Source organism: Nocardioides pelophilus, from assembly GCF_014180685.1.
GTDB classification, from domain to species: domain Bacteria; phylum Actinomycetota; class Actinomycetes; order Propionibacteriales; family Nocardioidaceae; genus Nocardioides; species Nocardioides pelophilus.
This window is the reverse complement of record NZ_JACEHF010000139.1, coordinates 1-10,968: the sequence shown is the minus strand read 5'-3', so window position 1 is coordinate 10,968 and position 10,968 is coordinate 1. Positions and strand designations below refer to the sequence as shown.

Genomic DNA, 10,968 nt, shown 5'->3' with positions numbered 1-10,968 from the left:
CGCGGTGGTCGCCGAGCGGCGACTGCAGCTGGGAGCCGAGCCTGCCGAGCGCGGCCGCGTCCTCGCCGAGCACGGCTGCGGGCGGGCGGGTGACGGCGTCCGCGGTGTGCCGGAGCCGGCGCCCCGCCTTGCGGAGCGCGTGGGCGGACTCCTCGTCGTCGCGGTAGTGCTCGGCCAGCGCCAGCACCCGCTCGACCTGGGCCGACACCACCTCGCGGGCGACGGCCCGTGCAGGACGCGCGCTGCCGTTGGCCAGCGCCGGCGCTCCGGTCCACGCGAGCAGCGCGACCTGCAGCTCCTTCGCCCGCGGTGACGCCGACCAGGTCACGAACGCCGCGTGGGCCCGGTCGTGGTCCTCCCGCAACGGCCGGACCAGCCGGTCCCGCAGTCCGGCCTCGACCCCGATCTCGGTCGCGACGTCCTCGCACCAGGAGGCTCGCACCTCGAGGTCGCGCGCGAGGCCCAGCTGGTCGCCGTACTCGGCGAGCTGGGCGCGCAGTCCGCCGACGACGTCGGGCTCGACTTACTGCGAGAACGCGGCCAGCACGTTGCGCAACCGGCGGACGGCGGTCCGCAGCTGATGGACGGCATCGGGCTCGTCGGCGAGCGCCGCGGGCGTGCGCGCGTCGATCAGCGCGACCAGGTCGCCGACGATGTCCGCCAGCATGTCGCCCGCGGTCATCTCCCGCCCGCCCATGCCCCAACACTCCCACGGCGAGGTGACACCGGGACCGACTCGAAGAAAACTCGAAGGACGGTCCTCCACCCTTCCCCCGTGGGCTCACTCCAGCACCTCGCTCCCCTTCGCGCGACTGCGCGCGCCAGCCTGGCCACGCTGGCGGGCACCGTCGACGAACGGCGCTACGTCTGCCCCGAACCGGTCGCCCGGCGGTTGGACCAGCTGCTCGACGACGTCGCCGACACCCGGCTGCTGCTGCTCAGCGGCACCGGCGGCACCGGCAAGAGCGCGGCGCTCCGGGAGGCCGCGCGGCGCGGCGAACGGCTCGGCTACCACGTGCTCGCCCTCGACGGCCGTCAGCTGGCCGCGGCCGGGCCGCGGCTCGCCGACGTCTTCGCCGACCTGCCCGACGGCGACCTGCTGGTGCTGGTCGACGAGCTGGGCGAGCTCGGTGCCCGCGCCCACGCCCTCGGTCGCACCCTCGCCTCGCTGCCCGGGTCGACCCGGGTCGTGACCGCGGCGATCGAGCAGCCGCCCGCGTGGGTGCCGCCCGAGCTGGCGCCCCTGGTCGCCACCCTGCGGATGCCGTCCCTCAACCCCTGCCAGTCCGACCAGGTGCTGCGCAAGCACGGCGTCGACGACGACTGCGCCCGGTCGGCGATCAGCTCCTGGGCCTGCGGGCTCCCGCTCGCGCTCGTGCTCGGCGCCGCCGCGTGGGTCGAGCACGGCGCGGCCGCGATCGAGCCCGGCGGACCGGTCCTCGCCGCGACCGCCTCCGACCTGGTCGGTCACGTCTCCGGCCTCGCGCTCGACCAGCTCGACACCGAGCTGCTCGAGGTGGCCGCCGTCGCCGGCTGGGTGGACAGCCGGCTGCTGGGCGACGTGCTGCCGGAGCGCGACTGCCACGCGGCACTGGCCACGCTGGCGTCGTACTCGTTCGTCGAGCGCAGCGGCGCGGGCGTCACCCTCCACCCGCTGGTCGCGCACACCGTGGCCCAACGGGTCCGCCACGACGGCATGCGGATCTCCGACGTGGTGCTGCGGATCGCCTCGCACCTGCGGGACCGGGCACGCCTCGGCGACGCGCGCGCGCTGCACCAGCTCGCCGGGCTGAGCGAGGACCCGAAGCTCCACGCCGGGATGGCTCCGTCGCACAGCGCCACCTTGTACGGCGACGACGTGCGCTCCTCGGAGGCCGACGAGATCGCGTGCTGGGCGCCCGGCCGGCTCGGCGACGCCGTACGACCGTGGCTGCAGCCACAGCCGGCCGGCTCGTGGCGGACGCCGACCCAGGTGGTCCGGCACACGGACGGCCGGGTGGTCGCGGCGGCGGTCGCGCTGCCGCTCGCCGAGGCCGCCGCCCTGGTCGAGGCCGACGACGCCCGGGCCGAGCTGATCGCGCCGCTGCTCGACTACGCGGCACGCCACGACATCGCCGACCGGGTCGTGATCAGCCCGTTCCAGCTGATGACCCCCGGCGCCACCGAGGAGGACCCCAACGTGATGGCGCTGCGCAACGGCCACACGCTGCGCCGCTGCCGGGTGCCCAACCCCCGCTTCGACCTGGTCAACGAGTTCGGGTGGACCGACTTCGAGCGCGCCGTCGTGGCCGACTGCGGCTACGTCGAGGTGCCCGAGCTGCGGCGCAAGGTGCGCGGCCAGGAGGTGCGGACCTGGATCGCCGACGTCGGCCCCTGCGGACTGGTCGGTCTGCTGTTCCGCGGGGTCGCGCGCGAGCACGGGATCGTGCTGCCCGAACCGCAGACCCAGGGCGAGCTGGTGCTGGCCGCCCTCGACGACTTCCACGACGACGGCGCGCTCGCCGCGCTCCCGTCGGCACCGCTGGGGCACGACGTGCGGCACGCCGCCGACCGGGTGCGGACCTGGGTCCGCCGGATGATGCTCACCGCGCTCCACGACCAGCCCGCCCTCGCCGACCTCCTGGAGCAGCGCTACCTCGAGCCGGCAGCCACCCACGACCAGGTGATGCGGGCGACGTTCCTCAGCCGTGCGACGTACTTCCGCCGGCTGCGCACCGCCCGCGAGCTGGTCGCCGCCGCGGCGGATCGGGTGGGGGCGCCGCTGTGACGGGGTTGCAGGAATCCCCGGTCGACCGGTGATTCCTGCGCTTGTCGGCCACTGCAACACCCGACAGGCGTCAGTTCTGCCTGTCCGATGTGACGGAGGGGGCTGCCGATGCGGCCAGTGCAGCGAGTCGCCTCGCAGCCATCCCACCGCCTTGGATTCGCGGCCGCGGGCGGCCCCTCACCTCAACCAGCGGCGGGGTACGACGACAGCGAGGTCCGCTGTCGCCCCGCGTCGTCGAAGTTGTCCGGGTCGAGCCACGCCTGGTGGGCCGCCGACACCCGCGGCCACTCCTCGGCGGTGACGGAGAACCAGTCGGTGTCGCGGTTGCGGCCCTGGGTGATCATGTGGTTGCGGAACCGACCCTCGTAGACGAAGCCCAGGCGCCGGGCCGCGCGCCGCGACGGCTCGTTGAGGCTGTCGCACTTCCACTCGAACCGGCGGTAGCCGAGGTCGTCGAAGGCGTGCCGCATCAGCAGGTGGATCGCCTCGGTGGCGGCCCGGGTACGTTGCAGGGTCCGGGCGTAGAGCACGCCCGCGACCTCGACCTGCCCGGTGCCCGGATCGACCCGCATGAACGAGGCGATCCCGCTGGCCCGGTCGGCGCGCTCGCCCTCCATCGGGACCAGCGCGAAGGTCAGGTCGACCGGTGAGTCCACGAGCGCGGCCAGGTGCATCCACAGCGTCGCCAGGGAGGTGGGCCGCGCGATCGGCCGATAGGTCCACAACGGGTCGTCGTCCGGGCCGCACACGGCGTCGAACAGGTCGGCGTAGTGCACCGAGCTCAGCGGGACGATCCGCACGTAGCGACCCAGCAGGGTGACCGGCTCCGGGGCGGGACGGCGCTCCCACCCGGGCACCACGTCGCCGACGTACTGGTCGAAGGGGTTCAGTTCCGGCACGGCGACGAGAGTACGACGCGCGCCCTCCTCACCACGCAGCGCGGAGGGCTGCGTCGAGCGCGGACCCGACCGGGTCGTCGGCCGAACGGACGAAGACGGCCGAGACGGTGCCGCCACCGTTGGCGTCCAGCCGCGCGGCGATCTCCCGCCAGGCGGCCAGGTTGGGGTGGTCGACGTCGGTGCAGGCGGCTGCCGGGGCGAGCGCGGTGATCGCCTCGTCGAGCTGCTGGCGGCTGACCTCGAGCGTGGCGGTGCTGCCGTCGTGCTTGAGGACGGTGGCCAGCACCACCGCCGGCAGGCCGTGGCGCCCGCCCGGGGCGTTGACGTAGGGCAGCTCGCCGTCGACGGCCAGGGCGTACGACGCCGGCGGCACCCAGCCGTCGATCTGGCCGGCCAGTCGCTCCCTGATCGCCGCCAGCCCGTCGAGGGTCGACCACTCGTCCATCGGGTCGTCGTCGAAGGCGGGCAGTCCGTCGAGGCTGGTGCGGTTCTTGCGACGGCGGTAGTCCGCGGAGCCGTCGACGCCCTTGCGCTCGAAGTACGGCTGCACCAGGTCGCGCTCCCCCTGGTAGGTCATCAGCGGAACGCCCCAGCCGCACGAGTCGGAGACCCGCTCGACGTCGACGACGACGATCGCCCGCGCGCCGGGCAGCTCGGTGAACCGGGCAGCCAGGTCGTCGTACCCGTCGTCGTAGAGGGCGACCACCCGCCCGGTGCCGTGCAGCCGGACGATGTTGGGAGGGCCCTCGAAAGCGCAGAACATCAACGTGATCCGGCCGTTCTCGCGCAGGTGCGCGATCGTCTCGCTGCTGCTGCCGGTGCCGTCGAGCCAGGCGAACGTGCGCTCGTCGAGCACCGCGAACGTGCCGGGGATGCCGCGCGGCGAGACGTTGACGTGCCCGTCGGCCGCGAGCGGAGCCGTCGCGACGAAGAAGACCTGCTGCTGCTCGATGAACTCCCGCAGCCGTCCCTCGACGGCGTCGTACACCTTGGCCATGCGGTGAGGGTAGAGGAGCGCGAGCGCCGACCTGGCCGGGGTCGATCGCGACCGCGCTACGGGATCTGCGGAGCCTCGCCCCAGACCCGGGCCTGCCCCGGCGTCACGGTCATCCGGCCGAGGGTGACCTTCTTCTTGAACCAGGTCCGCGTGTAGGGCAGGAGCACCACGAGCGCCACGCCGTCCTCGTGCTCCAGCTCCACGCGGACGGCGTAGGAGCCGCGAGCGAGCACGTCGGCGACGAACGCGACGGCCCGCTGGTCGTGCGCCCGCGCGCGGGCCACGTCGTAGAGGCGGTCGAGGACGGCCTGGGACTGCTCCCGATCACCGAGGTCGTCCTCGGTCGCGGTCAACGACGTCTCGCCGTCGGCCGAGACGGCCGCCCCGAACGGGTAGAACTCGCCCCGCAGGGTGAGCTGCTGCTCAGCGAGCGGCAGGACCACGTCGAGCAGGCCGTCGAGGTCGGCCCGGTAACCCTCGGACGGGTTGTCGCGCGTCGACGCCATGGCCGCGATCGTGGCACACCGGTGTCGGGAACCGAACGGCGATCCGCGGTGTAATGACGACACCAGCCACAGAACCGGAGCGATCGACGGACGAGACCGAGGCGGTACGGCGAGCACAGGCCGGTGACCGGGACGCGTTCGCGGACCTGGTCGCCGCGCACGCGCCTGCCGCCACCCGGGCAGCCGCTTGGTTCGGCGCCGGTCCCGACGTGGACGACGTGGTCCAGGAGGCGTTCGTGAAGGCGTGGCAGGCACTCGACCGGTTCCGGCCCGGTGCGCCGTTCCGGCCGTGGCTGGTCCGCATCGTCGCCAACCAGACCCGCAACACGGTGCGGGGCCGGCGCCGCCGCGACGCGCTCGCCGTGCGCGCCCTCGACCTGCGCGACGGTCCCGACCCGGCCCTCGACGCGCTCGCTGCCGAGCGGCAGCGGTCCCTGCTGGCGGCGGTCCGCTCACTGCGGCCCGCGGAGCGCGACGTGGTGGTGTGCCGCTGGCTGCTCGGCCTCACCGAGGCCGAGACCGCGACCGCGCTCGGGATCCCGGCCGGTACGGCGAAGTCGCGCGCCTCTCGCGCGCTCGCCCGGCTGCGGGCCGAGCTGACCGAACTGGAGGTGAGCCATGATCGAGGATGAGCTGACCGCGCTGGCCGACCGGGTCGCTCCGGCCTCCCGGCCCGACCTGCCGGACCGGGTGCTGGCCCGGATCGACGACCTCGGCTCGGGCGGCGAGCGGAGGCCGAGGCCGGTGCGTGCTCTGGTTGCGGCCGCGTTGACGGCGCTGGTCGCGGCGTCCTTCCTGTCACCGCAGGTGCGAGCGTTCGCTGCAGACCTGCTCGGTGTCGCCGGGATCGAGATCTCCTCCGACACCCCCGATGCGCCGCCGGAGCCCCTGGCCCCGCTGCCTGACTCCGAGGCGTCCACCTCCCTCGCCGAGGCGCAGGCGCAGGTCGACTTCGCGATCCTCGTCCCCGCCCGGCTCGGGCCGCCCGACGAGGTGGTCGTCGCGGATCGCGGCCGGGTGGTGACGATGTCCTGGCGCGACGGGCGGATCGTCCTCGGTCAGTTCGACGGAAGCCTGGGGCCGGTCTTCGGCAAGGACATCGGTCCGACGTCGGTCGAGCCGGTCCGGCTCGACGGGGCACGGGCGTGGTGGATCGGCGCTGCGCACGACCTCACCTACGTCGACCGCGAGGGCCGGGAGATCACGGCGACAGCCAGGCTTGCCGGTCCCAGCCTGGTCTGGGAGGCCCGGTCCGGGGTGACGCTGCGGCTGGAGGGCGTGCGGCTCGGCCAGCGCGACGCCGTCGCGATCGCCCGCTCCGTGCGGTGACCGGGAACCGTTCCTGGCCCAGCGGTGTAACCCGGGCATGAAGACTGCTCTGCGATCGGCGTGCGTCGCCGTACTCATGCTCCTGCTTGCCACGACGGCCTCTCCCGCCATGGCGAAAGGCCCCGCCGAGGTCGCTGTCGCGGGGCCCGGCGTCGACCGGACGCTGAGCCACTTCACGAACAACGGGCAGGACGTGGACCTGGGTTCGCTCAGCGAGGCGGCTCGCATCTTCGACATCTACAGCAACCAGCGGCCGCAACCCGCGCCGGACGTCGCCGCAGAGGCGCTCGGCGCCCGCTACGTGCTCACGTGGGACCTGGGCGAGGAGGACGTCGTCCAGCACGCGTACCCGTTCGCCGAGGGCGGCGCCTGGGTGCACCTCGTGCCCGGCCAGGAGATCTTCGGCGAACCCGTGGCGGACGGCTGGTCGAGCGCACCTGCTCTCACCGAGCAGCTGGTCGGGCTCGGTGCGGTGGACAAGGCGAAGGGGTCGACGGGACCGACGGGGTCCGCGGAACAGCCACAGCCCGCGCTCGCGACGGCCGACCCCGAGGCCACTCCCGGCGCGCCGAGCCCGGACGAGTCCGACGAGGGCACGTCGTACGACGTCGTGGTGCCGGCCGCGGTCGTCGTCACCGTCCTGCTCGCGACCGCCCTGCTCATCGCCCGGAGGCGCTCGCTCAGCCGGTGATCGCGCCGACCGCGGCCGACTGGACCGTCTTGGCGTACTTGCCGAGCACGCCGCGGGTGTACTTCGGCGGCAGCGGCTCCCAGCCCTCCTTGCGCCTCTCCAGCTCCTCGGGCTCGACGTGCAGCTCGAGGGTCCGGTTGGCGACGTCCAGGGTGATCGGGTCACCGTCGCGGACGAACGCGATCGGGCCGGCGTCGACCGCCTCGGGGGCGATGTGGCCGACGCAGAGGCCGGTGGTGCCGCCGGAGAACCGGCCGTCGGTGATCAGCAGCACGTCCTTGCCCAGTCCGGCGCCCTTGATCGCGCCGGTGATGGCGAGCATCTCGCGCATGCCGGGCCCGCCCTTGGGGCCTTCGTAGCGGATCACCACCACGTCGCGGGGCTGGATCTTGCCCTCCTCGAGCGCATCCATCGCGGCCCGCTCGCCGTCGAAGACCCGGGCGACGCCGTCGAAGACCGACTCGTCGAAGCCGGCGCTCTTCACGACCGCACCCTCAGGGGCCAGGGTGCCCTTGAGGATGGTCAGGCCGCCGGTCTTGTGGATCGGCTTGTCGAGCGCCCGGATGATGTCGCCGTCGATCGCCGGCGGAGCGATCTCGTCGAGGTTCTCCGCCATCGTCTTGCCGGTGACGGTGAGGCAGTCGCCGTGCAGCAGGCCCGCGTCGAGCAGGGCCTTCATGACCACCGGGATGCCGCCGACCCGGTCGACGTCGTTCATCACGTAACGGCCGAACGGCTTGAGGTCGCCCAGGTGGGGGACCTTGTCGCCGATCCGGTTGAAGTCGTCGAGGTCCAGATCGACCTCGGCCTCGCGCGCGATCGCGAGCAGGTGGAGGACCGCGTTGGTCGAGCCGCCGAGCGCCATCGTGACCGCGATGGCGTTCTCGAACGCCTCCTTGGTCATGATCTGTCGAGCCGTGATGCCCTTGCGGAGCAGCTCGACCACGGCCTCGCCCGACCTGTGGGCGAACCCGTCGCGGCGGCGGTCGACGGCCGGAGGCGCGGCCGAACCCGGGAGGGACATCCCGAGCGCCTCACCGATCGAGGCCATCGTGTTGGCGGTGTACATCCCGCCACAGGCGCCCTCGCCCGGGCAGATCGCCCGCTCGATGCGGTCGACCTCCGCGCGGGTGATCTTGCCCGCCAGGCACGCGCCGACAGCCTCGAAGGCGTCGATGATCGTGACGTCGTTGCCGTCGACGTTGCCGGGCATGATCGAGCCGGCGTAGAGGAAGACGCTGGCGAGGTCGAGCCGGGCGGCGGCCATCAGCATGCCGGGCAGCGACTTGTCGCAGCCGGCCAGCAGCACCGAGCCGTCGAGCCGCTCCGCCTGCATCACGACCTCGACCGAGTCGGCGATCACCTCACGGGACACCAGCGAGAAGTGCATGCCCTCGTGGCCCATCGAGATGCCGTCGGACACCGAGATGGTGCCGAACTCCAGCGGGTAGCCACCCCCGGCGTGCACGCCGTTCTTGACCGCCTTCGCGAGCCGGTCCAGCGACAGGTTGCAGGGGGTGATCTCGTTCCAGCTCGAGGCGACCCCGATCTGGGGCTTGGCGAAGTCCTCGTCACCCATGCCGACCGCGCGCAGCATCCCGCGGGCGGCGGCCCGCTCCAGGCCGTCGGTGACGTCGCGCGAGCGCGGCTTGATGTCGGGCTGGGGGGCCGCGGGGGTGGCGCCTTGATCAGTCGGTCGAGCCATGCGTTGAGCGTAGTTGCCCCGCCCGAGCGCGGCCGACCGGTGTCCGATGCGCGGCAGGGCTGGTCATCAAATCTTGTATCAGTACCGGCTACGGATGTACGGCGCGCGCCGGGGGATCACTCTGAGACTGGACATCCAGCAGGGCGCCAGCCAGAACAGCCAGAACAGAAGGAAGTGGGGTCGCGACCGTGACAACACTGCTCGTCAGCCTCGATCTCGACCCCGACCGCGCGGACGAGGTGGTCCAGCTGTTGCGCGGCGAGATGGCTCCCTGGATGAAACAGCAGCCGGGCTTCGTGTCCAGCCAGTGGTTCCTGGCCGAGGACCGCCGGCACTGCACGATCACCGTCGAGTTCGACACAGAGCAGCACGCCGCCGCGGTCGGGCGCGCCACCCTCGCCCTGCCCTCCAACCCCGCCCGCTCCTGGAACGTCGGGCGGGTCGACACCGTCGCCGACCTCGACTTCGCGCCCCGGCCCGGCCTGCGCCTGGAGTGATGGCCCCCGATCGCGCTCAGGGGGTCAGGTGGGCGCCGAGCGCTCCCCGGTCGGGCGCCCCGGTGCGCTGGAGCAGCCGCGCGACGTGGGTCTCCACCGTGCGGACCGACAGGAACAGCCGGTCGGCGATGGTCTTGTTGGGGAGTCCGTCGACGACCAGCTCGAGCACGTCGTACTCCCGGGCGGTGACGCCGAGCTTCTGGAGGTGGGCGGGGACCCGGTCGCTGCCCACGGCCCGGCGGGGTACGGCGAAGCCGGCCTCCCGCATCGCCACCCGGCACGCCGACGCGGCCTCCGTCTGCCCGTAGTCGAGCAGGCCCTCGAGCGCGGCCCGGAACCACTGCTCGGGCTCGCCCCAGCCGTCGGCGGCGGCCGCGCGGGCGACGAGCACGCGGGCGTGGAGCTCCATCCACGGCTCCCGGCCCGGGAACGGCCACTCGGCATCGGCGAAGACCTGCTCCGCCTGCTCCTTCTGGCCGGCCCGGCCGAGCGCGATCGCGTCGGCGTAGCGCAGCACGAACCAGTTGTAGGGGGCGTTGGCCTGGGGACCGGTGCGGATGGCCTCCCGCGCCGCCGCTCCCCCGTCGGCGCCGGTGTCGAGGACGGTCTCCAGGAGCGCCCACAGGCCGCGGGTGGAGAACGGGAGGGAAGGGAACCGTCGAGCCGCCTCGACGGCCTCGGCCCAGTGCTCGCGCGCCTCGTCGTACCGCCCCCGCGCCAGCGCGACCGGGCCGAGCACATGGCCGGGGATGCCGACCGCGAGCAGGTCGGGGTCGTGAGGGACCTCGAACGCGGCCGCGAGGTCGGCGGCCATCGCGTCGTCGTCGCCGCCCAGGCCGTGGGTCAGCGCGCGCACCACGTGGGCGATCGAGAGGTCCGGCAGCTTGAGCCGGGTCATCATCTCGATCGCGTTGTCGATGGCTGCCATCGCCCGGTCCAGCTCGAAGTAGCGGATCCGCAGCATGTTGAGGTCGAGCTCCACGCGCGCGGCGGTCGCGATCGCACCCGCCGCGAGGGCGGCGGAGCGGGCGGCGACGAGCCGCTCGTCCTTCGGCCGCCGGTGGACGATGTCGAGCGCGCCGAGCGCGGCCAGCAGCCGGCACCGCCACAGCACCAGCCCGCTCCGGTCGGCGAGACGGAAGCCCTCCTCGAACGCGTTCTCGGCCTCGATCACGTCCCGGCCCCGGGCGGCGCTGCCCAGCACCTCCCAGGCCTCGCACGCCACCTCGGGACGGTCGGTGCCGACCTCGGCCAACGCCGCCCGGGCTCGCTCGACGGCGAGGTCCTCCTGCTGGCGGCCCAGCGCCAGCCGGGCGGCGAGCACGTGGATGAGCGCCGGGTCTCCCGAGGCCTGCGCGAGCGTCGCCTCGGCCTCGTCCCACCGGCCGCCCGCGAGCAGCGCCCGCGCCAACCGCAGCCGCAGCCGGGCGAGCCGCTCCGCCTCGTCGTCGGCAGCGGCGAGCTCTTGGACCAGGTCGTCGGCGGCCGTCACCGCCCGCGGGATGTCGCCGGCCAGCGCGTGGATCTCGACCTCGGCCTCGCGGATGTCGAGGTCGAGGTCGGCACCGGGCTGGTCG

At 73.7% G+C, this 10,968-nt stretch carries 10 protein-coding genes and 1 pseudogene; 5 read left to right on the top strand and 6 right to left on the bottom strand.

What is annotated here, in order from left to right; genetic code table 11:
- Positions 1-667 (bottom strand): annotated as a pseudogene (locus H0488_RS18050) (CHAD domain-containing protein); the annotation flags it as partial.
- Positions 668-775: 108 nt separating this feature from the next.
- Here H0488_RS18050 and H0488_RS18040 point away from each other — a divergent pair.
- Positions 776-2,767: a hypothetical protein gene (locus tag H0488_RS18040; RefSeq protein ID WP_183100625.1), complete on the top strand. Its 1,992-nt coding sequence runs from the start codon at positions 776-778 to the stop codon at positions 2,765-2,767.
- 182 nt (positions 2,768-2,949) lie between these two features.
- Here the strand turns inward: H0488_RS18040 and H0488_RS18035 are convergent, their stop codons facing one another.
- The 3 genes from H0488_RS18035 to H0488_RS18025 are packed head-to-tail and all read right to left on the bottom strand — an operon-like array spanning position 2,950 to position 5,169.
- Positions 2,950-3,666: a GNAT family N-acetyltransferase gene (locus H0488_RS18035; RefSeq protein ID WP_183100624.1), complete on the bottom strand. Its 717-nt coding sequence runs from the start codon at positions 3,664-3,666 to the stop codon at positions 2,950-2,952.
- Positions 3,667-3,694: 28 nt separating this feature from the next.
- Positions 3,695-4,663 (bottom strand): pyridoxamine 5'-phosphate oxidase family protein, encoded by a 969-nt coding sequence (locus H0488_RS23730; RefSeq protein WP_220794750.1) that lies wholly within the window; start codon positions 4,661-4,663, stop codon positions 3,695-3,697.
- 56 nt (positions 4,664-4,719) lie between these two features.
- On the bottom strand, positions 4,720-5,169 hold the full coding sequence (locus H0488_RS18025; protein WP_183100623.1) for a hypothetical protein: 450 nt from the start codon (positions 5,167-5,169) through the stop codon (positions 4,720-4,722).
- A 53-nt stretch (positions 5,170-5,222) separates the two neighbouring features.
- Here H0488_RS18025 and H0488_RS18020 point away from each other — a divergent pair, with 53 nt between their 5' ends.
- The 3 genes from H0488_RS18020 to H0488_RS18010 are packed head-to-tail and all read left to right on the top strand — an operon-like array spanning position 5,223 to position 7,189.
- Positions 5,223-5,801: an RNA polymerase sigma factor gene (locus tag H0488_RS18020; protein WP_183100622.1), complete on the top strand. Its 579-nt coding sequence runs from the start codon at positions 5,223-5,225 to the stop codon at positions 5,799-5,801.
- Positions 5,788-6,498 (top strand): hypothetical protein, encoded by a 711-nt coding sequence (locus H0488_RS18015; protein ID WP_220794749.1) that lies wholly within the window; start codon positions 5,788-5,790, stop codon positions 6,496-6,498. The genes H0488_RS18020 and H0488_RS18015 overlap by 14 nt, the downstream gene beginning before the upstream one ends.
- 37 nt (positions 6,499-6,535) lie before the next feature.
- Positions 6,536-7,189 (top strand): hypothetical protein, encoded by a 654-nt coding sequence (locus H0488_RS18010; protein WP_183100621.1) that lies wholly within the window; start codon positions 6,536-6,538, stop codon positions 7,187-7,189.
- On the opposite strand, the gene ilvD is transcribed toward H0488_RS18010, so the two are convergent.
- Positions 7,179-8,894, bottom strand: coding sequence for a dihydroxy-acid dehydratase (gene ilvD / locus H0488_RS18005; RefSeq protein ID WP_183100620.1), 1,716 nt, complete (start codon positions 8,892-8,894; stop codon positions 7,179-7,181). The two genes, H0488_RS18010 and ilvD, sit on opposite strands and share 11 nt — an antisense overlap.
- A 188-nt stretch (positions 8,895-9,082) precedes the next feature.
- Between ilvD and H0488_RS18000 the strand changes: the two genes are divergently transcribed.
- A complete protein-coding gene (locus tag H0488_RS18000; protein WP_183100619.1) occupies positions 9,083-9,391 on the top strand; it encodes an antibiotic biosynthesis monooxygenase in 309 nt (102 codons plus the stop codon).
- A gap of 16 nt (positions 9,392-9,407) precedes the next feature.
- Here H0488_RS18000 and H0488_RS17995 read toward each other — a convergent pair.
- Positions 9,408-10,968, bottom strand: a 1,561-nt coding sequence (locus H0488_RS17995; RefSeq protein ID WP_183100618.1) for a helix-turn-helix transcriptional regulator, incomplete at its 5' end; no start/stop codon positions are given.